This is a genomic window from Corynebacterium sp. SA-MJD20WY100 (assembly GCF_039822565.1).
Classification (GTDB): domain Bacteria; phylum Actinomycetota; class Actinomycetes; order Mycobacteriales; family Mycobacteriaceae; genus Corynebacterium; species Corynebacterium phoceense_A.
In genome coordinates this window covers 80,776-105,031 of record NZ_JBCJKS010000008.1, presented here as the reverse complement: position 1 = coordinate 105,031, position 24,256 = coordinate 80,776, and the positions used below count along the sequence as shown (strand labels likewise).

The 24,256-nt window shown below is 65.1% G+C and carries 23 protein-coding genes; 9 read left to right on the top strand and 14 right to left on the bottom strand.

All coding sequences use genetic code 11. The features are described 5' to 3' along the window. Positions 1–395 precede the first annotated feature (395 nt). From ABJ196_RS06320 to upp, 4 genes are all read right to left on the bottom strand, one after another. Entirely contained in the window at positions 396–1,820 is a 1,425-nt protein-coding gene (locus ABJ196_RS06320; RefSeq protein WP_347305692.1) for an NAD(P)H-quinone dehydrogenase, read from the bottom strand. A gap of 311 nt (positions 1,821–2,131) precedes the next feature. Further along, positions 2,132–3,382 carry an amidohydrolase gene (locus ABJ196_RS06315; RefSeq protein ID WP_347305685.1) on the bottom strand — a complete coding sequence of 417 codons (1,251 nt, stop codon included), beginning with the start codon at positions 3,380–3,382 and terminating at the stop codon, positions 2,132–2,134. Between the two features lie 88 nt (positions 3,383–3,470). After that, positions 3,471–3,863, bottom strand: coding sequence for a helix-turn-helix transcriptional regulator (locus ABJ196_RS06310; RefSeq protein ID WP_257036682.1), 393 nt, complete (start codon positions 3,861–3,863; stop codon positions 3,471–3,473). Between the two features lie 144 nt (positions 3,864–4,007). After that, positions 4,008–4,643 carry a uracil phosphoribosyltransferase gene (gene upp / locus ABJ196_RS06305; RefSeq protein WP_347305684.1) on the bottom strand — a complete coding sequence of 212 codons (636 nt, stop codon included), beginning with the start codon at positions 4,641–4,643 and terminating at the stop codon, positions 4,008–4,010. A 240-nt stretch (positions 4,644–4,883) separates the two neighbouring features. Between upp and ABJ196_RS06300 the strand changes: the two genes are divergently transcribed. From ABJ196_RS06300 to ABJ196_RS06290, 3 genes are all read left to right on the top strand, one after another. Then, on the top strand, positions 4,884–5,015 hold the full coding sequence (locus ABJ196_RS06300) for a hypothetical protein (RefSeq protein WP_257053654.1): 132 nt from the start codon (positions 4,884–4,886) through the stop codon (positions 5,013–5,015). A 4-nt stretch (positions 5,016–5,019) separates the two neighbouring features. Next, positions 5,020–5,985, top strand: a complete 966-nt coding sequence (locus ABJ196_RS06295; RefSeq protein WP_347305683.1) for a C40 family peptidase — start codon at positions 5,020–5,022, stop codon at positions 5,983–5,985. A 106-nt stretch (positions 5,986–6,091) separates the two neighbouring features. Then, a complete protein-coding gene (locus ABJ196_RS06290; protein WP_347305682.1) occupies positions 6,092–7,330 on the top strand; it encodes a hypothetical protein in 1,239 nt (412 codons plus the stop codon). Positions 7,331–7,444: 114 nt separating this feature from the next. Here ABJ196_RS06290 and ABJ196_RS06285 read toward each other — a convergent pair whose 3' ends face one another. The 3 genes from ABJ196_RS06285 to ABJ196_RS06275 all read right to left on the bottom strand — a co-directional run bounded on the left by ABJ196_RS06285 (position 7,445) and on the right by ABJ196_RS06275 (position 10,149). After that, a complete protein-coding gene (locus ABJ196_RS06285) occupies positions 7,445–8,509 on the bottom strand; it encodes an alpha/beta hydrolase (protein ID WP_347305681.1) in 1,065 nt (354 codons plus the stop codon). 2 nt (positions 8,510–8,511) lie between these two features. Continuing rightward, complete coding sequence (locus tag ABJ196_RS06280) at positions 8,512–9,012, bottom strand: hypothetical protein (protein ID WP_347305680.1); 501 nt, start codon at positions 9,010–9,012, stop codon at positions 8,512–8,514. A 126-nt stretch (positions 9,013–9,138) separates the two neighbouring features. Next, positions 9,139–10,149 (bottom strand): adenosine deaminase, encoded by a 1,011-nt coding sequence (locus ABJ196_RS06275; RefSeq protein WP_347305679.1) that lies wholly within the window; start codon positions 10,147–10,149, stop codon positions 9,139–9,141. A 39-nt stretch (positions 10,150–10,188) separates the two neighbouring features. Between ABJ196_RS06275 and ABJ196_RS06270 the strand changes: the two genes are divergently transcribed. After that, positions 10,189–11,556 carry a serine hydrolase gene (locus ABJ196_RS06270; RefSeq protein ID WP_347305678.1) on the top strand — a complete coding sequence of 456 codons (1,368 nt, stop codon included), beginning with the start codon at positions 10,189–10,191 and terminating at the stop codon, positions 11,554–11,556. 48 nt (positions 11,557–11,604) lie between these two features. On the opposite strand, the gene ABJ196_RS06265 is transcribed toward ABJ196_RS06270, so the two are convergent. The 7 genes from ABJ196_RS06265 to ABJ196_RS06235 form a co-directional block, all read right to left on the bottom strand. Beyond that, complete coding sequence (locus ABJ196_RS06265; RefSeq protein WP_347305677.1) at positions 11,605–12,567, bottom strand: RDD family protein; 963 nt, start codon at positions 12,565–12,567, stop codon at positions 11,605–11,607. 158 nt (positions 12,568–12,725) lie between these two features. Further along, a complete protein-coding gene (locus ABJ196_RS06260; protein WP_347305676.1) occupies positions 12,726–13,820 on the bottom strand; it encodes a YhjD/YihY/BrkB family envelope integrity protein in 1,095 nt (364 codons plus the stop codon). 58 nt (positions 13,821–13,878) lie between these two features. Beyond that, entirely contained in the window at positions 13,879–14,943 is a 1,065-nt protein-coding gene (trpS, locus tag ABJ196_RS06255) for a tryptophan--tRNA ligase (RefSeq protein ID WP_347305675.1), read from the bottom strand. A 167-nt stretch (positions 14,944–15,110) separates the two neighbouring features. Then, a complete protein-coding gene (locus tag ABJ196_RS06250) occupies positions 15,111–15,302 on the bottom strand; it encodes a hypothetical protein (protein ID WP_257036695.1) in 192 nt (63 codons plus the stop codon). A gap of 116 nt (positions 15,303–15,418) precedes the next feature. Further along, positions 15,419–16,330, bottom strand: coding sequence for an exodeoxyribonuclease III (locus ABJ196_RS06245; protein ID WP_347305674.1), 912 nt, complete (start codon positions 16,328–16,330; stop codon positions 15,419–15,421). Between the two features lie 10 nt (positions 16,331–16,340). Further along, positions 16,341–17,591: an MFS transporter gene (locus ABJ196_RS06240; protein WP_347305673.1), complete on the bottom strand. Its 1,251-nt coding sequence runs from the start codon at positions 17,589–17,591 to the stop codon at positions 16,341–16,343. A 59-nt stretch (positions 17,592–17,650) separates the two neighbouring features. Continuing rightward, positions 17,651–18,883, bottom strand: coding sequence for an MFS transporter (locus ABJ196_RS06235; protein WP_347305691.1), 1,233 nt, complete (start codon positions 18,881–18,883; stop codon positions 17,651–17,653). 278 nt (positions 18,884–19,161) lie between these two features. On the opposite strand from ABJ196_RS06235, the gene ABJ196_RS06230 reads away from it, so the two are divergent. The 5 genes from ABJ196_RS06230 to ABJ196_RS06210 are packed head-to-tail and all read left to right on the top strand — an operon-like array spanning position 19,162 to position 24,230. Next, positions 19,162–20,271 carry an iron-siderophore ABC transporter substrate-binding protein gene (locus ABJ196_RS06230; protein WP_347305672.1) on the top strand — a complete coding sequence of 370 codons (1,110 nt, stop codon included), beginning with the start codon at positions 19,162–19,164 and terminating at the stop codon, positions 20,269–20,271. A 6-nt stretch (positions 20,272–20,277) separates the two neighbouring features. Beyond that, positions 20,278–21,375, top strand: a complete 1,098-nt coding sequence (locus tag ABJ196_RS06225; protein ID WP_347305671.1) for an iron ABC transporter permease — start codon at positions 20,278–20,280, stop codon at positions 21,373–21,375. Further along, positions 21,372–22,424 (top strand): iron chelate uptake ABC transporter family permease subunit, encoded by a 1,053-nt coding sequence (locus ABJ196_RS06220; protein WP_347305670.1) that lies wholly within the window; start codon positions 21,372–21,374, stop codon positions 22,422–22,424. Before ABJ196_RS06225 ends, ABJ196_RS06220 begins: the two co-directional genes overlap by 4 nt. A gap of 49 nt (positions 22,425–22,473) precedes the next feature. Continuing rightward, positions 22,474–23,286, top strand: coding sequence for an ABC transporter ATP-binding protein (locus ABJ196_RS06215; protein WP_257053196.1), 813 nt, complete (start codon positions 22,474–22,476; stop codon positions 23,284–23,286). A 26-nt stretch (positions 23,287–23,312) separates the two neighbouring features. Beyond that, complete coding sequence (locus ABJ196_RS06210) at positions 23,313–24,230, top strand: siderophore-interacting protein (RefSeq protein ID WP_347305669.1); 918 nt, start codon at positions 23,313–23,315, stop codon at positions 24,228–24,230. The last annotated feature ends 26 nt before the right edge of the window (positions 24,231–24,256 follow it).

Sequence of the window (24,256 nt, the reverse complement as noted above, 5' to 3'; positions counted from 1 at the left end):
GCAGCGTGAAGCAGAAACCCTTCACACCCCCAACAACCTCACCCACGGAGTTGACAACCTATATAGGAACACCCCCCACGAGTGTCTCGCTTCTTCTCATATGCCTCATGGCGCTCGCCGCGAAGAGAAAGCTCCACGACCGCGCACGGTGAAGCGCGGCCGCGGCGGCGCTGGAGGCTAGGGACGAGCCGGGCGCGGGGGCATCGGAAAGCTCCTGCGTGCTGCGGCTGTCATGCCACACCGAGGATAGCCACGGTGGACACCAACCATCCGATGAGCGTTCAGAATTAGTTCGTGAAGACGCTAAGGCCTGCGAAAGCAACGACGAGAAGCTCGGGCAAGGCAAACCCTGCCGAGCTCCACGTCGTTATAGTCCCTTGTTCTGAAACGAAAACTTAGGACAGATCGTCGTGCGCAACGAGGCGGCGAGCCGCCTCCGTGATGGTGCCCGACAACGATGGGTAGACCGCAAACGAGTCTGCGAGCTGGTTGACCGTGAGCTGGTTGGTCACGGCAACGGCGACGGGCAGAATGAGCTCCGAGGCGGTCGGCGCGACGATGACGCCGCCAATGACGCGGCCGGAGGTGGCGCGGCAGAAGAGCTTGACAAAGCCATGGTTCAGGGAGCGCATCTTCGCGCGCGGGTTGGTGTTGAGCGGCATCATGATGGTGCGCGCGGCAACCTCGCCTGCCTCAATCTCGGCCTGGGTGAAGCCCACGGCGGCGATCTCGGGGCGGGTGAACACGGCGGTGGCCACTGTCTTCAGGCGCAGCGGGGACACGCCCTCGCCCAGCGCGTGGTACATGGCGATGCGGCCCTGCATGGCGGCGACGGAGGCGAGCGGGAAGAGATCCGAGCAATCGCCCGCCGCGTAGATGCCGTCGACGTTGGTGCGCGAGACGCGGTCGACCTTGATGTGGCCGGACTTCTGGGTGTGGACTCCGACGTGTTCGAGGCCCAAGTCCTTGGTGTTGGGGACAGAGCCGATGGACATGATGACGTGGGAGCCATGGATCTCGCGGCCGTCCTGGGTCTTCACCACGACGTTGCCGTCCTCGGTGCGCACGACAGACTCCACGCGGCAATTCTTCTCCAGTTCCACGCCGCGCTCGGCGAGGACGGTCTCGAGGACGTCTGCGGCATCGGCGTCATCATGCGGCAGAATGCGGTCGCGGGAAGCGACCATGGTGACCTTGACGCCCATCTCGGCGAAGGCGGAAACGAACTCGGCACCGGTGACGCCGGAACCGACGACGATGAGGTGCTCCGGCTCCTCCTTGAGGTCATAGACCTGCTGCCAGGTGAGGATACGCTCGCCGTCCGGCTGTGCACCCGGCAGGATGCGCGGGGTGGCGCCCGTAGCAACGAGGACGAGGTCCGCCTCGAGCTGCTCCTCGGTGCCGTCGGCACGCGTAACGTCGACGAAGTGGTGCGCGCCGCGCACGCCGGTCTGGTCCTCAGAGAACTTCGCGCGGCCGTCGATAACCGTCACGCCGATCTTCTCCAGGCCCGCGCGCACGTCCGCGGACTGGTTCGCGGCCAGTGCTTGGACGCGCTCGTTAAGAGCATCGAGCTTCAGGCGCAGCGAGCTGAGCTGATCATTAAGCCCCATCGCATCTGCACGACGGAAGTCCGTCCGAATGTTCGCGCCGGCGATGAAGGACTTAGACGGAACGCAGTCGAGGAGCACGGAGGAGCCACCGGGCCCCTGCTCCTCAATGAGCGTGATGTGGGCGCCGTATTTGGCGCCGGCCGTTGCGGCCTCGTACCCGGCGGGGCCACCGCCGATAATGACAATGCGCGGGGTGTCTTCGGTCACCTGGGCAGTCTGAGCAGCAGCCTTATCCTGGGTCACTTTTATTTCTCGCTCCTTATGAGATCTCACGTCAAACGCGTCATGGGGAATGCGGCTAACTCCAGTATCAACCTGGTCCTCGCCGGTAATGCCTTGGTGCTTTGCCTCCGCCACGGACGCACAGGTATCCGCCGCGCTTCCGAACGTGGAAACGCATGCGCATTGTACGACCACCGTGAGGCAGGCACACTCTCCCCACAGTGTAGTGCCCGCAGGTCACCTCCCGCACGCTGGGTAACGTGGCTGAGCTTCGACCGCCAGTGCCGTGGAGCGGCTTACTCTGCTGCCGCGAATTGATCGACGACGGATCCAAAGAGCTTAATGCCCACGCCGAGGGCGCGCTCGTCCACGATGAGATCGCCCATATGCAGGTCGTACTGCTCGCCCTCGCCCGACCAGCAGCCGAGACGCGCCATGGAGCCTGGGACATGCTCGAGGTACCACGAGAAATCCTCGCCGCCCGAAGACTGCGGGGCCTGGGCCACGCACTGGGGATCGATGGCCGCGGCCGCCGCGGTGAGCGCGGCCGTCGCCACGTCGTCGTTGAGCACTGGCGGCACGCCGCGATGATACTGCAGGTCGTACTCCACGCCGAGGGGAGCGAGAACCTGTTGGACAAGTTCGCTGAAAAGCTTTTGCATGCCGCGCCACACGGTGATGTCCGCCGTGCGCATGGTGCCAGTGAGCGTGCCCGTCTCCGGCATGGCATTGGGAGCAAAACCGGAGTTGATCTGGCCGAACACGAGCACGGTGCCGGTGCGCGGATCCACCCGGCGCGAGAGCAATCCGGGCAGATCCGTGACGACCTTGGCGAGGGCAAAGATAACGTCGGCCGACAGGTGTGGGCGTGACGTGTGTCCGCCCGGTCCCTTCACCTCAAGCTCGACCACGTCGGTGGCCGAGGTGATCGCCCCCGCGCGCACGCCGATGCGCCCCACACGCAGCTTGGGCTCGGCGTGCACAGCGAAGATGGAATGCACGCCCTCGAGCGCACCCCAGGACACGACGTCCGTGGCGCCTCCGGCCCACGTCTCCTCCGCCGGCTGGAAGATAACGCGCACGCCGACGGGCAGACCGTGCTGCTCATCGTATTCCTTAAGCGCGCAGGTAAGTCCCAGCACGACCGTGGTGTGGACGTCATGCCCGCAGGCGTGGGAGACTCCCTTATTCAGCGACGTAAATTCCAGCCCCGTGACTTCTTGGATGGGCAGTGCGTCAATATCCGCACGGAAGGCCACACGGCCCTGCTCGCTGTCCGGGCCCAGGTCGGCCATGAGACCGGTCTCCGGGAACAGATGCGGTTCGACGTCCCACTCCCCCAGAATCTTGGCAATGTACCGAGTGGTCTCGACCTCGTTATTGGACGTCTCCGGGTTGCGGTGAATGTGGCGGCGCCACCCGATCACCTCGGCGCGGTGCGCGTCGAACCAGGCCGCCACGAAGCGCGAGACATCGCCCGGTCCCTCGCCGAAGACGTCAATCGACGTATCCGCGTGGGCATAATGCGAGCTCGGTCGAGCGTTCATGAGGTACCTCCTGGTCTTTCCCAACGAGTCTAGACTAGACCAAGCGGTACAGAAAATCTGGCCCGGTTTTCATGCGGCCAGCCCTGGCTTATTCGAATGCCCATTTTCCACTGAAGCGCCGGCGGTTAACGTAGTCCGACGGGAACGGCGCGATGTGTTCCGGCTTCACGAGAAGCGTCCAGTCGTCCTCCCCTTCGAGCGCGCAGATTTCCTCGACCATGCGCGCCGCACCAGGCAGCAACGACGCCGGCGGAACTTCAAGCCCCAACGCCAGCTTGTAAATCGTGGACAGGCGTGGGTCTGCGAGTCCCTCCCCATAATGGTCATTGCGCTCCAGATTAGAAATCTGATTGCGTGATAAGCCCGTGATATCAGCGAGAGCTTGCTGCGAGATCTTTCTGCTCTCACGCAGCGCTTGCAGTGTGACAGAAAAGCCGTGGCCATAGCTTGACCACATGAGTCGTTCGACAGAAAAAGTCATAGAACCCCCGAGCAGTTGGACCCGCGCACCCCAGCGCGGGCTGTCTACCCCGGGATTCTAAAGCGACTCACGCGTGCGTGCCACCGCTGCACTCAATCACGTGCGTCACCGCAGCTCACACGGCCGACTCGCCGAGCGTGCTTCCTAGAGTTCGATATTGCGCGGTCCGTAGAGACGATCACCCGCGTCGCCCAAGCCCGGCACAATGTACGCATTCTCATCGAGGGACGGGTCGATGACGGCGGTCACGAGCCGCACCGGCAAACCGGAGTTGGCGAGTGCATCCACGCCTTGCTGCGCCGAGACCATGCAAATAGCCGTGATATCCGTCGCCCCGCGTGCAGCAATCAAACGCAGTGCGTGCAGCAGCGAACCACCCGTGGCAAGCATGGGATCCACAAGGAAGACCGTACGGCCTGACAAATCTTCCGGCAGCGCCTCGAGATACGGCACCGGCTCGTGCGTTTCCTCGTCGCGGGCCATGCCGATGAAACCAACCTGTGCATCCGGAATCATGGACAAAGCAGGGTCAATCATGCCCAGGCCAGCGCGAATGATGGGAACGATAATCGGCGGGTCTTGAAGGCGCGTGCCTTGCGCGGTGTCCACGGGGGTCACGCAGTCAAAGTGCTCAACGGGCAGGTCGCGCGAGGCTTCGTAGACGAGCATGGTGCCCAAGTCTTTCAAAGCGGCGCGGAAGGCGGCGTTATCGCTGCGCGCGTCGCGCATGAGCGTGAGGCGTGAGGCGGCCAGTGGGTGGTCTACAACGTGGATATCCATGACCCCTACTCTAAAAGCTTTTCTCAATTTTGTGGGAACCTTTCGGCGCGCAGCACAGTCCAATGAGGCATGAACACTTTTACCTTGGACCCCGAAGTAACCCGATCCCTTGCCCGTGACCTCGACCAACAGTCTGTTCCACAACCGTTGTCTCTGCCCTCGCTTCCGGGTGGGTGCCTCAGCGACTTCTGCTCTGCGCTTACCGCCGCGTTCCATAACGTCTCTGCGCGCGATGAGATAATGCGTTCTGACCTAGCTCACCTCGCGGAAGTCGCCGTCGCGACAACGCACGCAGCACTCACCGTGGACAGCGATGGCGCTGCGGCTTTCACCAACCAGAACGTCGCCTCACGTCCAGGAACGGAGGGATGAGCTCATGATGGTCATCATGGACGTCATTCGCCAGATTTCTGCGCTGCGCCCCGCTGAGCTCCCCGCCGTCCCCACGCCACGCATGCCGGATGTCTCAAGCGTGCACGAACTGGCCCGCATCACGGATGGCACGCCAGAGAAGATCCTGCGTGCCGTGGACTCGCTACGAGAGGACTCGGCGCAGATTGAAAAGCTGCAGAATGAGGCCCGCCAACTCGCATTTGGGTGCATTCGTGACCTCTTCGCCTTGGGCCTGCGCCTTCTCCAAGAGGCGGTACCCATGGCGCTGGGCTTGCTCATTCCCAATCCGGCTGCACAGATGGCTGCCCGCGCCGCTCTGCAGGGACTGGCCATGCGTGGCCTCGCGGAGGCCGGGCAGCGCATTATGCAACTCGTCCATGAGCTCATTCCGCTCGCCCGTCCCCTTCTAGAGATAGCCGGTCGCGCCGTCGCCTCGGCCGTGGGCGAGGAAGGCCACGTCGCCAAAGACTCGCTCAAGTCGGAACAATCCCGTGCACTCCCCGGCGCGCCCGCGCCCTCCGCCGCGCCCGAGATTCGCCCCGCTGCGCTGGAAGAGACCACCGCTGGCAGCAGTGCACGTCCGGTCACCAGCAGCTCCAGCGGTTCCGAACAAGGACAGGCTGCCGTCAATGCCGCACTATCACAGGTGGGGACGCCGTATGCCTGGGGTGGCACCGGCGCGGGCGGCTACGATTGCTCGGGGCTAACCCAGTGGGCGTGGCGTCAAGCAGGCATCGAATTGCCGCGCCTTGCCGAGCAGCAAACGGTGGGCCGTCAAGTCACCGCGGCTGAGCTTCAGCCAGGCGACCTCGCCGTATGGGATGGACACGTAGCAATGTATGCGGGCGACGGTCAGCTCGTCGAGGCCGGAAGCCCCGTCCAGACCAACCCACTGCGCACCACCAACATGGGCATGGCGTTTAAGGGCTTTTGGCGACCGACCGGCTAATTCCACCGAAGTTCATGGGCGCTGCCTCGGCATGGGCACAAACCACTGCTGCTCTAGTGCAATCGCGTGCGCATCCGTCGTGCACGGTTGGGTAGACTGAGCATTTATGAGCACCCGCGCAATCGTACCGATTAAGCTCTCGCTGACTGAGGGCGACTTTTATACCCTGTGGGCCCCGAAGTGGCGCCAGAACGGCACGGAATGGCAAGCCTTCTTGGGCGACGATGAGTCGATCCTCCTCTTCCACACCGAGGCCGAGCTGCTGATGTTCTTAGAGTCAGGCCAGCGCCATGACTTGCTGGATCACCCCAACTGGGAAGCTTTCAACTCGCGGCCCGCGAACCGCGTCTCCGTCGCGCCGCGCGATGACTACGACCTCATCGGCATGCCCGCGAAGCTGGCGGAGCGCCCCAGCCACGAGGCCGTGTCCACCGTCGCACGCAACCTGGAGGTCGCCGAGGCTCTCGCCGCGGTCGCAGGTGCCGAGCACACCACCATCTTCTTCGCCACGCACTCCATCCTGCGCAACACGGTGCGTGGCTCTGAGCACTACACGGGCGATGAAGGCCTGCGTGAGTGGTCTGGCGTGGGCCACGTCATCCTCACCAACTGGAAAGAGGTCATCGAAGACCTCGACAAGCACGTCAAGGTCGTTCCCACCACGGACTTCAGTGAGGACAAGGTGACCGACGCCGCCGCGCGTATCTCCACCGCCACCGCTGCCGCAGCCAAGAAGCGTCAGGAGGACGAGGAGGCCCGCAAGGCCGAAGCCGCCGCCGCGGATCCGTACGACAAGTCGGTATGGGCCGCCGCCGGTATCGACCCGGTGAAGATCACTATCGACCGCAAGACGGTCTACACGCTGCGCACCTATCTGGGCGAGCGCCCGGTGTTCCTGGGCAAGTGGGGCGAGATTTACTCCTTCCCCACCCCGAAGCAGCTCATGCGGTGGATCATGGAAAACGACGACCATGACCTCGCCCGCGTCTCGACGTGGGAGGACATCGTTACCGCCGCCAACGCCGGCGAGCTTGAGATCCAGGTTCACCCGGACAACCAGTACACGTTTAATAACCTCGTGCGCGACATCGAGCAGGGCCCGGAGGCCGTGGACAACGACCAGCTCGCTCGTGCCTACGAGATCTGTGCGGATGCCGCAGACTGGGCCGGCGACGACTCGATTAACTCCTTCATGCTGGAGAACCCGCGCTTCCAGGACTACCTGGGCTACATGCTGGGCTCCACGGAGCACGCTGGTTACGTGCCGTCCAAGCCGTACAGCGATCATTCCTCCGCGTGGCGCAGCCTGGAAGAGATGCTCATCAAGCGCTTCTCCAAGTTCTAAACAGCACGATAACCGCTGCTAGAGCACTGTGTCGGTCACCCCGGCGCCGTGCGAACACCGAACGCCCGCTGCTCCCACGTCATCGACGTGGGGCAGCGGGCGTTTGTTGTGCGACTATGTGTTCTCCTCCACGCTTTCGGGACGCAGGTACGGCCGCAGCGCCGCGATGAGGTTCGCGGTGAGCTGGGCAGTTTCCGGTGACTTCGGCGCGAGGGCGTCAAAGCCATGGTAAGCACCGGGAACCTCCACGAAGTCGACGGGAACACCCGCCGCCCGCAGCTTGTCCGCGTAGGCACGCGACTCGTCGTAGAAGAGGTCGAGCGTGCCGATGGAAATCCACGTCGGCGGCATGCCCGTAAAGTCGCCGCGATCGACAGGGGACGCATAGGGTTCCAGCTCCCGCTCAAGGTGATCAGCGCCGAGGTACGCGGCCCACGCCGCACGGTTGAAGTTGGCCGTCCAGACAAAGTGCCCGCGCCCGCCCTCGATGGGGAGCTGTCCCGTGCGGTGGTCGAGCATGGGATAGACCAACCCGTTAAAGACAACGGGATGGCCCTCATCGAACGCGCGTTGTGCAAGGCCTGCGGCTAGTCCGCCGCCGGCGCTATCACCACACACCGCCAGGGGGCCGGAGGTGCGTTCCTGTGCCCAGCGCAGCGCCGCGTAGCAGACGTCAAAGTCCGCCGGAAAGGGATTCGCCGGGGCCTTGGGATAATACGGTGCCACGATGATGGCGCCCAGCGCTCGCGCGATGGCCGCGTTGCGAGTGTCATACATCTCCGGCGCACCGACCAAATGTCCACCACCGTGCGTCCACACCATGACCGGTATGGCGCCCCAGTCGGGTGCATCCGCCGCGGCATCCACAGACTCCGGCACGAGCACGTGTACGGCGCAGGACACGCCCTCGGGTGACTGCACGCGCAGGCGGGAGGCCTGCACATCGTCACCGGTGGGCTGCGCCATGACGGCGCGGCGGCCCAGCCCTGCGATCGTCATGGCCACAGCGCCTGGCACATTCGTAAACGGCACCCACGTCGCGGGCGTGCGCAGCGTCGGCGAGACAGCGCTGCGGTCAGCCCGCCATTGCGGCACGAGAGCGGCGGCTGCGCCGAGCGCGCCAAGGACCCCGGCACTGACGAGGGCGCGGGAGAAGAAGCGGGAACAAGTAGGGGACATCACTATTCTTTCGTGTGGGTGCGGGAACGGCGCACGGCATCGAGGGAAACGACGTCGGCATCAGGCGCATCCGGTGTCGTGGATTCTGTGGAGTCAGGGGGCTCTGCGGTCGTGGCGGGCTCCCCGCCCAGAACCGTGAGCGGTCGTCGCGCAGCGCGGCGCGTGGCGGCGAAGCGGTGAATCTCTTCCCCCACGGCGGGCTCGCCCAGGATGATCACGTCGGCAAACGACGCCTCGTCCACGGTGCGCAGCGCGCGGGGGCTCAGCAACGCGAGGGTGCATTCCTCCAGATAGCCGCGCACCCGCGTCGCCGCGTCAGGGCCCAAGGATTGGAGCTCGGTCTCGTCTACCTGTGGCTGTGCCCCGCCCGGTGTGGCAAGCACAACATAGTGCCCAGCCGCCTTCGCAGTACGGTGTGCGTCGACGAAGGCAGCGGCATCAAAGTCCGCCTCGGCAGGCAGGATGATAAGCACCGAAGACGCAGTGTTTGACGCTGAAGACATACCCCCATTGAACACGCGTCACCGCGCGATGGCACCCCACTGCTGCGCCCCTGGCGCAATGAACAGCGGGTTCGACGGTTCCTGGCAGGCCGTCTTCAGGAAGCGTGCCGGGCGCGAGACATCGGGCTAGTGCGTATGACCGTGATCGTGGTCGCTAGCACCGTCCGCGTCCTCGCCGCGGAAGAGAGCGTCCTCGGCGAATTCGGGGTCGCCGAGCTCCTCGTAGGCCGGCAGGATGGTCGTCTCCAGGAGCTTCTCACGCACGACCTGCGGAGCGAAGGCGTTCTCCACGGCCTTGACGGTGAGGTCGAAGAACTCCTCGAGACCGTAGCTCAACGTCTCGTTGAGCGCGACGAACTGGTCGGTGAGCGTGCCCACCTCCGGCAGTCCGGCAGAGATAGTGCACGTAAAGCCCAGCTGCTGCAGAAGCGGCAAGGGGTGATCGGACAACTCCTCGAGTTGGCCGCGCATGATTTCTACCGCGGGGCTAAAGGTCACCGGGATGCGTCGGTCGCACACCCAGCCGGAGACCTCGCCCGGAGCGATGCCGTCAAGGTTCGCGGTGAAGTCATCTACCAACGCCGTCGCGTGGGAGAGACGGTTCACGCCCGCCTGCACGCCCGCAGCAACATCGTCGAGCTCGCCGTCAGCGTGAAGCTCGAAAGGAAGGAAGCCCCTGCGCAGGGTGGCAACGAGCGCGTCCAAGTCCGGTAAGGGCTGCGCCACATCGCCGCCCAGAGCAAAGCCGACGACGCGGGCGCCCTCGGTGCCGCGGTCAGCCTTGTCCTTGCGTGCGGCGGCGACGGTTAGCGCGGCCAACTCCTGCAGGGTGGTGGACCCACGCAAGCCCATGATCACGAGGCGGGCGTCGATCCCCGCGTGATCGAGCCCGGCAAGCGCGGCATCGACAGCCTCCTGCGCGCTGAAAGGATAAGTCTCCGCATGGAGACGCAGCTCCGCGTAGACGACATTATCGGCGGCCAACGCCGCCACCGCGGCGGCCGTGGCCGCCGTAAGGTCTGCGGGAGTGGCGGCATCGGAAGGCACATGCTCTTGGAGGGTGACTTTCGGCAGGCCAGCGAAGGTATCGCGGTCCGAGTCCTTGTTTTCCGGGCTAATCAAAGGTGCGTCATGCATGCCCACCATCGTAGGCGGGCGCCTAAGATGTTTCACGTCATGAAAAAGCTCGCCACTCTGGCGCTCGCCGCGGTTTGTTCTGCGGCGCTCAGCGCCCCGTTCCTCAGCCCCGCCCCCGCCCGCGCACAGGAGGATCCTGCCGCCACGGCACCGACCCCGGGCGATCCTGCAGGCGGCCCCGCTGACGACCAGGCGGGCGAGGAAGGCGAGGCCACAAAAGAGTCCGCTACCCCGACTTACCGCACGGAGGCCCCCAACACGGATACGTGTCCGCAGTCCCTCGTGCCGCCGGAGCCGGTAACGACCTCGGAGCGTCTCGCGCCGGGCCAGCCCGCGCCCACTCCCCTGCCGGCTACGCAGACCAGCGACTGCGGCGTGAAAGCGCCGAAGGGTTTCACGGTGGACAAGGACGTCCTTGCCGCGGCGTTCCTCGTCGCGGACGTTGACTCAGGCGAGATCATCGCTATGAAGGATCCGCACGGGCGTTACCGCCCGGCGTCCATCATCAAGGCGCTCCTCGCACTTGTTGCCATCGAGGAACTCGACCTCAACCAGAAATACACCGCCACCGCGGAGGACGCGAACGCGGACGGCTCCGCCGTGGGCATTGGCGAGGGCGGTGTCTACACCATCGAGCAACTTCTTCAAGGCCTCGTCATGGCCTCAGGCAACGATGCCGCGCACGCGCTCGCCCAAGCCCTGGGCGGCGATAAGGCGACCCTCGACAAGGTCAATAAAAAGGCCCACGAGCTGGGCACCACCGACACCGTCGCCGCGAGCTACTCCGGTCTCGACGCGCCAGGCATGTCCACCTCGGCCTACGACCTGGGCCTCATCTACCAGGCCGCGTACCGCAACCCCACCTTCGCGCGCCTGGTCAATACGGATCACGTCGACTTCCCCGGCTACGGCGACATGCCGGGCTATGAGCTGTGGAACGACAACGGCCTGCTCATGAACGATCCGGAGGGCATCGGCGGCAAGACGGGCTATACGGATGATGCACACCATACCTTCGTGGGCGCCGTCAACCACGGCGGCCGCCGCCTCATGGCGATCATCCTCAACACGACCGTCGAGCATGGTCCCCGCGCGTGGGAGCAGGCCCAGAAGCTGCTCCACGAGTCTTATGACGTCCGCCCCGGCCAGGGCGTGGGCACGCTGGCACCCGCCGAGGAACATTCCGCCACCCCCACGGTGACAGCCACGCAGGACCCAGTGGCCCCCGGCCCCGCCGAGCCTTCCGATGCCCCCACCACCTCAGCGTCCGCTCACGCCTACGACCCAGTCCTCGACGAACTCAAGCCGTGGATGAGCTGGCTCATCGTGGGCCTTATCGCTCTCTTCGCCATTCTCGCCGCGGTGCTCACGCTCCGCGGGACGACGGGTCGCCACCGCAAGCGCTAGCACGATCGCGCACGCCAGGGCGCGACGAGGGGACGCGACTGGCTGGCTTTAACGCCGCGGTGAGCGCTTGACCACCTCGGCATGCGCGAAGCGATCGTGGGCGCCCAGCATGCCGTTGTCAGGTGAGATGGTGCCGACGCTGATAAGCCCGCCTATGAAACCGACGAGCTGGCCGAGTCCCGGCACGATGTTGACGAGGCGGAACCAGTTGCGTTTCATCGCCTGTTGCGGGCTAAGCCGCGCGTGGGTGTCCACGTCGCGCACTTGATAGCCTGCCGCCAGTTTGATGGGGCTGCCGCCCCAGAGCACCTCGGGGAGGATGAAGTACACCGAGAAGACGACGAAGAAGAGAAGCGCCGCGATAGCATCGCCACTATCGCCAAAGGCGCTGAGCGGCGCAAGCACCGCACCACCGACCATCGTGGCGAGGAAACCGTCCACGATGCCCATCGCCCAGCGCGTGCCGGGCGTCGCGCGCTGCGCGACAGCGCCGTAATCCACGACGCCGGTGGGCTGTCCCCACACTGGGTGCGCGGGGCTGGGCACGAGGTTATTCGGCCCCACGCCCGGCGTGTGCGCGAAGTTAAGAGAAGAACCGTACGGGTTCACCGCAGGTTGATCGGGCTGGGCGTACTGGCCATAAGGGTTCTGCGCAGGGCCCGGCTGTGCGTGCTGGTGCGGCTGCGGGGCGCTGGCGGCCTGCGCGTCAGTGTCGTGGTCGGGTTCCGTCCACCCCGTGTAGTCCTGTGGCCACGTGCCAAAGTCGCAGAGGTACTGCAACTGCGCCCACGTGACGCCACGGCCAGCGCTGAGCGCTTCATCGTAGAGCGCGCGGGCCTCGTCGTTGCCTAGGATGCCGTAGCCGATATTCGTCTCACGCCGCGTATCCGTCGACGTGGAATAGCCCTGCTGAGCCAGGCGCGCGTCGCGCGCCGAAAGCAAGACGCCCAGAGCGGTCGAGTTTTCCTGCGGATCGAGACCAAAGTGGGTGTAGAGGTTCGGCGCATGCATGGACGCTCACGGATCCTTTCGTTACTGCACTGCGCCCCCATCGCGCTGCGAGAGCGCCGCGCGGGGTGCCGCAGAGACTCTTTTGAGTGTGTTTGTGGCGTATTGTATCGCCCCCGCCACGACTCCTCGAGGCAACGGCGGGGCGACGTGTGGATGAGCTACTTGCGGCGCAGCAACGCCACGAGGCCGGCGCCCACGGCGCCGAGAGCCGCGCCAATGCCCAGCGTGGTGCCGGCGGACGGGCCGGTCTTCACCTCGTTGCGCACACGAATAATCGCCGGTGCGGGAACGTCCACGTCCTCGGCATTGACGAGAGACTCGTCCGTCGTCGCCGTCCAGGCGGAGACATAGAGCACCACGCGCCAGACGAGGTACATGACAACCATGAGGACAATGACGGGGCCGAAGACGGCGCCCGCCGGGTTGCCTGCAGCAGAGGACATGATGACGGTGGACAGCTGTTTGAGGACCTCAAAGGCCACGGCGCCGATAAGCGCACCCATGAGGCCGGACTTCTTCGGCACCTTAGTGCGCGGCAGGATGACAATGAGCCACCAGAACACAAGGAAGTTCGCAATGAGACCGACCACTAGGCCAACGAGGAAGATCACGCTATTCATGCCGGGGAAAGATTCGATGCCCACCCAGCCGAAAACCTTCTGCGTAAGTCCAGAAGAACCGGCTGCGGTAACGCCGAAGGCGATGACGAGCGCGACGAGCAAACCGATGAGGCCGAGCAAGTCGCTGAGCTTCTTTTGAATGAAGCTGCCGCCTTCATTCGCGTCGATCTTCCACATCGCGGAGATACCAACGCGCAGGTTGTTCATCCATCCCAAGCCAGACCACAGGGTGGTCAGACCACCGATGCCGAACATGGCGCCGCGCTGATCGACGGCGGTTTCAAGAACCTCGTTGAGTGTCGAGCCCAAATCACCCGAGACAGACTCCGTGATTTGATCCTGCAATTGCTGGAAAAGGTCGGGACGCGATGCCAAGACCGTTGCCGCACCCGCGGTAAGCAGCATGAGCAACGGGAAGATAGCGAGCACCGAGTAGTACGTGGTGGCTGCGGCGAACTGGTTGCCGCCCTCAGACCCGTACCGATCGAGCGTGCGCATGATGTGGTCGACGAAGGGCGAACGCTCACGCACTTTGTCGACGGCACCTGGATCGTCATCATATGCGCGTTCAATGCCGTACACGTCGGTGCGTGCTTCGTCGTTCTTCGTAGACGGAGATGACGCTGCTGCCATGCAGACGAGAGTCCTTTCTTAGAAAGAAATAAGTTACTCGTCCCAGAATATCGTGGTCCTAGCCACGGCGGGGGCGGAGGAAGCCAACCTTGTCATAAACGTTATCGAGCAGGGGCTGCGCGATCTCCTGCGCGCGCTCCGCGCCGCGGGCAAGGATGGACTCGAGCTCGCCGCGGTCCGCCATGAGTTCCTCATAGCGTGCCTTGAGCGGCGTGGTGAACGCTTGGAGGGCATCGGCAGTGTCGACCTTGAGGTGGCCGTAGCCCTGACCTGCGTACTTCTCGACCAGGGCGTCCACGGATTCACCGGTGAGAGCGGACTGGATGATAAGGAGGTTGGACACGCCCGGCTGGGTCTCACGGTCGAAGGCGACAGAACCCAGATCATCCGTGACGGCGGACTTGATGCGCTTGGCCGAGGTCTTCGGCTCGTCGAGCAAGTTGATGATGCCCTTTGGGTTCGAACCCGACTTCGACATCTTAGAGGTCGGATCCTGAAGGTCGTAGATCTTCGCGGAGCCCTCCGGGATGAACGGCTCGGGCACGCGGAAGGTCTCGCCATACTTGGCGTTGAAGCGCTCGGCCAGGTTGCGCGTGAGCTCGAGGTGCTGGCGCTGGTCCTCCCCCACCGGCACGAAGTCCGGCGAGTACAGCAGGATGTCCGCCGCCATGAGCATGGGGTAGGTAAACAGACCCACGGAGGTGCGGTCCGAGCCTTGCTTGGCGGACTTGTCCTTGAACTGCGTCATGCGCGAGGCCTCGCCAAAACCGGTGAGGCACTGCAGGACCCAGGTCAGCTCCGTGTGCTGCGGGACGTGGGACTGCACGAAGAGCGTGGACTTTTCCGGATCGATGCCCAGGGCGATGAGCTGGGCGGCACCGGCAATGGTGCGCTGGCGCAGCGCCTCAGGATCCTGCTCCACGGTGATGGCGTGCAGGTCCGGGATGAAGTAAAAGGCCTCGAAGGAATTCTGCAAGTCAATCCACTGCTTGAGGGCTCCCAGGTAATTACCCAAATGGTAGGAATCCGCCGTGGGCTGGATACCGGAGAGGACGCGGTGCGTCGCGGCGTCAGCGCCTGCGTCGGTGCTACCCGCGGTTGCTGCAGAATTCTGTTCAGTCATAGTCATTCAGTGTAGTGCGCGGCCTCCTGCGTGCAAGGCCCAGGGTTAGCCTCGCGCTACACGGCCATTCTTCATGTCAACGCCCACCGGCGTGCGCAACTCCCCCACAGAGCGAAAGCCGCCCCTCCCGAAACGGGAAGGGCGGCTCAGCGTCGTGAACGCGAGAACTAGATCTTGCGCTTGGTCGGGCTGTGAGTGTCCAGCGCGTCAGAGAAACCGGCGACCATCAAGGCACCGCCCACGCCCATGAGGACCATCGGTGCCAGGGACAGGAAGGACGGGCCTTCGACGCTAAACCACCAGATGGCGGCGGCCAAGATAACAGCGCCGAGGATGAATTCAATTGCTGCGCGTGCCATGCAGTTGCTCCAAGTTCTCGCGAGGAAAGAATGATATAGACGCCACAGAGTTTAACACCCGGCACACGCTTCAATCCATTAATGCCCGCTTTCAGCCGCCCGCGCGGGGGTAGCCTTTAGCGGTACTCCACCAAAAGCGGCGCGTGATCGGACCAGCGTTCCTCGACGCTCGGGGCTTTGTCGACCCAGGTGCGCACGGCGCGGTCGAGCATCGCACGGGTCGCGGCTTGATAATCGATGCGCCACCCTGCGTCGTTATTGAAGGCCTGACCACGGTAGGTCCACCACGTGTACGGGCCTTCCAGCTCCGGCTGGAGGCGACGCGCGGCGTCAAACCACACCGGCTCATGGCCGGCCGCGCGGGCCGCCCAATCCGTCTTCGTCGCGTACTCCACCACGCCGTGGTACTCGCCCAGGCGCGCCTTGACCTGCGGCTCAGAATCCGGGAATGCGCCAAAGACGAAGTCCATGAAGGCGCGCTCCTCCGGCAGGTGGCCAGCCTTCTTCTCGTTCGCCTTGTTGTTCTTCAGGTCCTGCGCGCGGTGGCAGATATTCCAGTCCCCGCCGATGACCATCTGCGGGAAATCGTTGGCACGCTCCTCGAGCACCTCCGCGAACTCGTCCAGGAAGAGGTACTTCTCATCCAGCTTGGGCGAATTCGTATCGCCGCTGGGCAGGTAGAGGGAGGCGACGCGCTCGCCGGTGGCGACGGTGGCCTCAATGTAGCGACCGGAAGAGGCAAAGGAACCGAAACCCACAGAGGCATCGGAAAGCTCCGTGCGGGAGAGAATGCCCACGCCGGCACGGCCCTTGGCGTCCGACTCAGCCTGAACCAGGTGCCAGCCCGCCTCGAGCGACGGCGCCAGGGCCTTCTCCGTCTCCTTGGGGTTCGCGCGCACTTCCTGCATGAGCACGACGTCCGCCGGGGTCTGGGCCAGCCAGGCGTTCATGCCCGGGTTGAGTTCGTTGCGCTGCTTGCAAGCGGCGCGGATGCCATTGACGTTGACGGAAGCGATGGTAAAAGTCATGCCGCCTACTCTAGCGGGCGGACGAGCGGGCCAAGCGCGCGGCCACGACGCAGAGGACGACGGCGATGACAGAGAGGACGGCACCGGCGAGCGCCGGTGAACCGAAGCCTAGGCCCGCGCCGACGACGAGGCCGCCGACGGCCGCGCCACCCGCGTTCGCAGTATTGAGCGCCGATTGATTGAGCGCTGCGGCGAGTGTCTGGGCCTCGCCCGCGTGGTCGAGCAAACGCACCTGAAGACTAGGCTGCAGCGCCATGCCGAAGACGCCGATGAGGGTGAAGAATACGGTGGCGGGAATGACGTGGGCGGTCGAGAAATAGAACGCGATGAGCGCGGCCGCGAGTGCCGCGACGGAGAGCACCAGTCCTTTCTCCACGTTCCAGTCGGCGAGGCGTCCGCCCAGCCAGTTACCCGCGGTCATGCCACCGCCGAAGATCATGAGGATGAGCCACATCCAGCCCTCGGGCAGGCCGGCGTCCTTGGTCATAATCCACGTGATGTACGTGTAGACGGCGAACATGCCGGCGAAACCGGTCACGCCGATGAGCAGCGTGAGCCACACCTGCCCTTTGGTGAATACGGAGAATTCCTGACGGATGGAGCTCGCCGCCATCTGCGTCATGTGTGGCATGGCGATCCACAGGCCGCCGATGGCGACAAGGGCGATAACGGCGACGACGCCGTAGGCCGCATGCCAGCCCAGGTTTTGGCCCAGGACTTGGGCAAGTGGCACGCCCACGATGGTCGCGACGGTGAGACCGGTGACGACGAAGGCGAGTGCGCGGCCGCGCTGCGCCGGCGGGGACATCGACGCCGTGGCGAGCATGGCCACCGAGAAATACGCGCCATGCGGAAGGCCTGCGACAAAACGCGCACCGAGGAGGACTGGGTAGCTCGTCGCCGCGACGGAGGCGAGATTGCCCACGACGATGAGCCCCAGCAGGATGAGGATGAGGCGGCGACGTGGAAGCTTCGCGGTAAGTGCCGCGACGCCCGGCGCGCCGACGACGACGCCGAGAGCGTAGGCAGAGATGATGGTCGAGGCGGTGTCCTCGCTCACCCCGAAGTCCGCTGCGATGAGCGGCAGGAGGCCCATGGACGTAAATTCCGTGGTGCCCAGCGCGAAGGCACCAAGCGCCATGGCAAGCATGGCGATGGTACGGCGACGCCGTCCCATCTCCGTCTGGCGGGGAATGGGGCGGCGGTGGAGCCGGCGGCGGGGCGCCCGGCTCGTGGGCTGGGATTCTTCGACTATCCGCATGGTGTCCTTGTACGCTGCGCGCTCAGTGACAGCGCGTGTGTATTCAGTGCGCGTGTGCTTTAGCTTTGCTCGACGATCTTGACCTTAGGCGCAAACGCCTCCGGGTTGCGACGCATGATGCGGCGCTTATCCCACATCGTGACGAACCACAGGGAAACGCCCACGAGTGCCAGCGCAGCACCGGCAAGCGCCGTCGAGTTGTAGGAGAACCCGGCGCCCACGACGATACCGCCGATGGCCGCGCCCATGGCGTTCGCGATGTTGAGGGCCGACTGGTTGAGCGCGGAGGCGAGCGCCTGGGCATCACCGGCGACCTCCATGAGGCGCAGCTGCAGCGAGGGCACGAGGACGGAGCCGAAGAAGGCGAGGACGCCGAAGACGAGGGCTCCGGTCCATGCATTGTGCGCGGCGAAGTAGAAGGCGACGGCTAGGCCCAGCATGCACGTGAGCGCGATGAGGATGGCGCCCTCCATGTTGCGGTCTGCCATGGCGCCGCCGGCGCCATTGCCCAGCGTCATGCCAATGCCGTAGGCCATGAGCACGGCCCACGTCCACTTCGCATCCATGCCGGCGACCTCCGTCATGGTCCACGTGATGTAGGTGTAGATGGAGAACATGACCGCGAAACCGGCAATGCCCATGAAGACCGTGAGCCAGACCTGGGAATTCTTCAGCGCGCCCATCTCCGTGGCCAGAGAGGTCTGCTGCATCTTCGTCATGTGTGGCATAAGGAAGTAGAGCAGGACCATCGTCGCGAGCGCGATGATGACCACCAGGAGGTACGCCGCGTGCCATGTCATCGCCTGGCCGAGCGCTTGCGCGGCCGGCACGCCCACGACGGTGGCGACGGCCAGGCCCATGCCCACAAACGCCATGGCCTTACCGCGGTCGCCCGCCGGAGACATGGACGCCGCGGACAGGTTGGCCACGGAGAAATACGCGCCATGCGGCAGGCCCGCGACGAAGCGGGCAACGATGAGCACGCCAAAGTTGGGCGCGAGCGCCGTAAAGAGATTGCCCACGAGCAGGAACGCGATGAGTAGCAGAATCAGGCGACGGCGCGGGAGCTTGCCTGTCACAGCGGAGATCACCGGCGCGCCCACCACGACGCCGAGCGCGTAGATAGAGATAAGAATCGACGCGGAGTCCTCAGACATCCCGAAATCGTGCGCGATGAGCGGCAGCAAGCCCATGGACACAAACTCGGTCGTGCCGATGGCGAATGCGCCCAGCGCCATGGCAAGCATGACGAGGGTGCGGCGCGTCGAAGAAATCTCGGTCTGGCGCGGCACGCGCGGGGCGTTGGGGTCGCGGGGATGCTTACGCTGGTCAGTCTTTGCGGAGGAGTCAGTCACGAGCAAGGACGTTAGCTAATTATGAGTGCTCTTCGTAAGTTGGAAGCGACATTCACGACGAATCAGACATGACTCACCACGTGTGACATGGTGCACTCACAGCCCGCCCGATATCCCCCGGTAGGCTGCGCCTTTCTTTCCCACAGGCCGTAGGTGGTAGCGTAGGCTCACCTAAACAACGCAAGCCTTACTTACCATGAAGGATGTCTCTGATTATGGCTCACGCACGTTCCTCCGCTCGCACGTTCTCACGTCTCGGTGCGCGCCCGCTTACCGCAACGCTCGCTGGGCTCACGTGTCTCACGCTCGCGCTCACCGGATGCTCGTCCACGGATTCCGGCACCACTGGCGGCTCCGACTCCCAATCCGCGTCCGACGCGCAGTCCGCCTCTGACTCCGCCGCGGCGTTCCCCGTCACCGTCCAGCACGCCTTCGGCGAGACCACCATCGAGGCCGCCCCGCAGCGCGTCGCCACCGTAGGCTGGGGCAACCACGAAGTACCGCTGGCCCTCGGCATCGCCCCCGTGGGCATGTCGAAGGTGACGTGGGGCGACGACGATGGCAATGGCATCCTGCCCTGGGTCGAAGACAAGCTAACCGAGCTCGGCGCGGAGACCCCTGTTCTCTTCGATGAGACGGACGGCATTCCCTACGAGCAGGTCGCGGAAACCAAGCCGGACGTCATCCTCGCCTCCTACTCGGGACTCACGCAGGAGGATTACGACACGTTGTCAAAGATCGCGCCCGTCGTCGCCTACCCCACCCAGCCGTGGACCACCTCGATGGAGGACATGGTCACCATGAATGCGAAGGCCCTGGGCAAGGAGGACGACGGCAAAGAGCTGCTCGCTGCCCTCGATAAAGAGGTCTCTTCGACCTTGGACTCTTACCCCGATCTCAAGGACAAGAAGGTGCTGTTTACCTCCTTCGGCGGCGCCTCCGATCCGTCCAAGGTGGGCTTCTACACCACCGAGGATCCCCGCATGGGCTTCCTCGCCAACCACGGCCTCGCCGTGCCGCAGGTGGTCAAGGACAACACCGAGGGCGCCGACTCCTTCTGGGTCGAGGTCTCCGCGGAGCAGCCAGAGCTCTTCGAGGACGTCGATCTCTTCGTCTCCTACTCCCAGGGCGGCGCGGAGGCCGACGCCCAGGCGCTCAAGGACATGCAAAAAGACCCGCTGCTGTCCAAGATCCCCGCCATCAAGAATGGCCACGTCGCCTGGCTGCCGGAGGGACCGCTGGGTGCCGCATCCAACGAGTCGCCGCTGTCCATTCCGGCCACCATCGACGACTACTTCTCACTCCTCAACGACGCCGCCCAGTAACCCGCCGTGACGCACCAGATGCCCCGTCTTCCCGAGACCACCGAATCCCCGAACCGCCCGCGTCCCCACCCAAGCACCGATTCAGGCCCGGACTCAGGCACCCGCACGCACGCCCGCCGCGCCAGCCTTGTCCTCGCCGGCACGCTCCTCGCGCTCGTACTCGCCGTCGTGGCGTCTGTCATGTTTGGCGTCCGCGTCATCGGCGTGGCCGACGCCCTCGCCGCGTTGCAGGGACACGCTGACACTGCGGCGCAGGCGGCAGCCTATGTCCGCGTGCCGCGCACGGTCCTCGCCGTCCTCGTTGGCGCAAGCCTCGCCGTCGCGGGCACGATCTTTCAAGGCGTCACCCGCAATCCGCTCGCCGATCCCGGCATCTTCGGGGTGCTCGCTGGGGCATCGCTCGCCGTCGTCACTGGCATCACGTTCTTCGGGCTCGCCCGCCCTTTGAGCACCATGGCCGTGGCCATCGTCGGATCCTTCTTGGCCGCGACCTTCGTCTACGCGGTGGGATCGCTCGGCCGCGGCGGAGCGACGCCGCTCAAGCTGGCGCTCGCGGGCGCGGCCACTGCGGCGGCCATCTCCAGCCTCGTCTCTGCCATCGTGCTCCCCCGCGCCGACGTCATGGATACCTTCCGCTTCTGGCAGATCGGCTCCGTGGGCGGCGCGCAATGGCCACACCTCGCCGCCGCGGCCCCGCTGTTACTCCTCGGCGCCGGCATCGCCGCCTACTGCGCGCACGGGCTCAACGCCCTAGCGCTGGGCGATAGTCTTGCCAGCGGTCTGGGATTCCATGCCGCCCGCACGCGGCTTCTCGCGACCATCGGCGCGGTTATCCTCTGCGGCTGTGCAACGGCGCTTGCCGGCCCCATCGCCTTCATCGGGCTCATCGTCCCGCACCTCATGCGTGTGCTCGTCGGCACCGATCACCGCGTCCTCCTGCCAGCGTGCGCGCTCGGCGGTGCGGTCGTCCTCACCGTCGCGGACACGGTGGGCCGGCTTATCGCCCGGCCCGAAGAACTCGCCGTAGGCATCCTCACGCCTTTCCTCGGCGCCCCTCTGTTTATCTGGATAATCCGCCGCACGAAGATACGAGAACTCGCATGACCGCCACGACCACCACGCCCGCGCCCCGCACGCAGCACGAACTCGCCCGCGACATCCGCGCCGCCCGCCGTAATCGTGCACGCTCGCACGCTCTGCGCACCACTGTCCTCGTCCTCCTCGTCGGCGGCCTGTGGCTCGCCAGCCTCGTCTTCGGGGAGGTGACCTACTCGCTCGGCGACATCGCCCGCGTCATCGCGGGGCAGACCGTCCCCGGCGCGTCCTTTAGCGTCGGCGAGCTGCGCCTGCCGCGCGCCACCGTCGCCGTCGCCGTGGGCCTCGCGTTTGGCATCGCAGGAACCACCTTCCAAACCATGCTGCGCAATCAGCTGGCCTCGCCTGACATCATCGGCATCTCCTCGGCGGCCTCGGCCGCGGGCGTCACCGGAATCGTCGCCTTCCACTGGTCGCAGACCGCTGTCTCGGCCTTGTCGCTCGCCGCCTCACTCGTCGTCGCCGCGGTGATCTACCTGCTCAGCCTCAAGTCAGGTTTCTCCGGTACCCGGCTCATTCTCATCGGAATTGGTATCTCCGCCATCCTCAATTCCTGGGTGACGTACCAGCTCTCCCGCGCCGCGGCGTGGGACCTCGGAACCGCCGCCCGCTGGATCACCGGCTCTCTCAACACAATGAGCTGGGAGCGCGGCGCCCCGCTGCTTCTCACCGTCGCGCTCTGCGTACCGCTTATGACAATCGGCCGCCACCAACTCGCGGTACTCCGGCTTGGCGATGCCCTCGCCACCGGCCTCGGCCTACGCCTGGGCGCCATGCGGGTCGCACTCATCGCCGGCGCCGTCACGCTTATCGCCGTAGGCACCGCCACTGCTGGCCCCGTCGCGTTCGTGGCTTTTATGTCCGGCCCCATCGCCACTCGGCTCTACCCGGGAGGGCTCACCTCTCCGCTGCCCGCCGGTCTCATCGGCGCTGTTCTCGTCCTCGCCTCCGATCTCGCGGGGCAATTCGCCTTGGGCACCCGCTACCCCGTGGGCGTCATTACCGGCGCCCTCGGCGCGCCTTTCCTCATCTATCTGCTCACCCGCGCCCGCCGGTAACAACACAACGCAACGCCCGATAAACCCACCTACAAAGAAAAGAGCTTCCATGCACTCCGAACTCCGCGCGGATTCGCTCACCGTCGGCTACGGCGGCACGCCCATCCTGGACGATCTCAGTCTCACCGTCACGCCGGGGCGGATCACCTCCATCATCGGACCCAACGGTTGCGGTAAGTCGACGCTGCTCCACACGCTCTCGCGTCTACTCAAGCCCGCGGGCGGTTCGGTCCTCCTCGACGGCCGCGACATCTCGTCGGTTCCCACCAAGGAACTTGCGCGCACCCTGGGGCTCCTGCCGCAATCCCCCACCGCGCCCGAAGGCATCACCGTCGCCGAACTCGTCGGCCGCGGTCGCTCGCCGCACCAGAACTTCCTCGGCCAGTGGTCGCAGGCGGATTACGACATCGTCGCCCAGTCCCTCGAGGCCACCGGTCTCACAGAACTTACCGAGCGCAGCGTCGACGAACTCTCCGGCGGCCAACGCCAGCGCGTGTGGATCGCCATGGCGTTGGCGCAGCGCACCGATATCCTCCTGCTCGACGAGCCCACCACCTATCTCGACGTCAAGCACCAACTCGACGTCCTCGATCTCCTCGTCGACCTCAACGAGGAACGCGGGACCACCATTGTCATGGTGCTCCACGATCTCAACCTCGCCGCGCGCTATTCGGACGAGCTCATCGCCGTCTCCCACGGCAGAGTCCTCGCCCACGGCACTCCTGCAGACGTCGTCACCGAAGACACCGTCCGCGCAGTCTTCGGCATCGACTCCGCCATCGTGCGCGATCCCGTCTCCAGCGCACCTGCGGTCATGCCTAGGGGCCGCCATCGCGTCTCCACCCCATCCACCACCGACTAATCAACTCGAGTACTAGAAAGGAAGCTATGCCTTTCCTCGCTTTCCGCGCCCACGTGGTCTCCACCCAGCGCATTTCCCCGTCTTTCCAGCGCATCCGCCTCGGTGGCCTGGATCAGATGGGCCCCGCCGGCCCCACCCGCGACCTGCGCATTAAGCTCATCTTCCCTGGACCTCAGGGGCTGCCTGCGCTTCCCGAGGGCGATGCCACTTGGTTCGACCACTGGCGTAGTCTCGAGCCCACCGCGCGCGGCCCCATGCGCACCTACTCCGTGCGCAACCATGTGGGCAGTGAGATTGACGTCGACTTCGTCCTGCACACTGCTCCTGGCGCGACAGGCCCTGCCTGCGCGTGGGCTCAGGCCGCGCGCCCCGGCGATGAAATCCTCGTCATCGCGCCGCCGCTTTCCGATGCCTCCGGTGGCGGCATCGAGTTCTCCCCCGGCCCCGCCTCCCAGATTCATCTCTTCGGCGACGAGACGGCCCTGCCCGCCATCTCACGCATCATCGATGAATGGCCGTCAACTCCTGTGGGACTCACCGGCACTGCCCACATTGAGGTCCCCTACGCCCAGGACCAGCAGATCCTCGCCGCGCCCAACGGCGTGGACGTGCGCTACTACGCGCGCGGCACCCGCCCGCACGGCGAGGCACTCCTCACCGCCGCCGCGCAGCTGCTTAAAACCGAGGTTCCCGAGTACTCCTCCACCGGAATGAGTCCAGAGGAAACGGTGTGGGAAACCCCCGTTTTCTCGGCCTCCGGCGAACCCCTCGACGCCAGCTCCGATGCCCACACCGCCTCGCCGGCTCCTGACGCCTACTTCTGGATCGCCGGCGAGTCCACGCTGGTGACCACCATGCGTCGCATGCTCGTCAAGCAGGTTGGCGTCCCCCGCGAGCAAGTGTCCTTCATGGGCTACTGGAAGCGCGGCCGCGCCGAAAACTAATGACAGTCCCGCCCCGCTCAAACGGG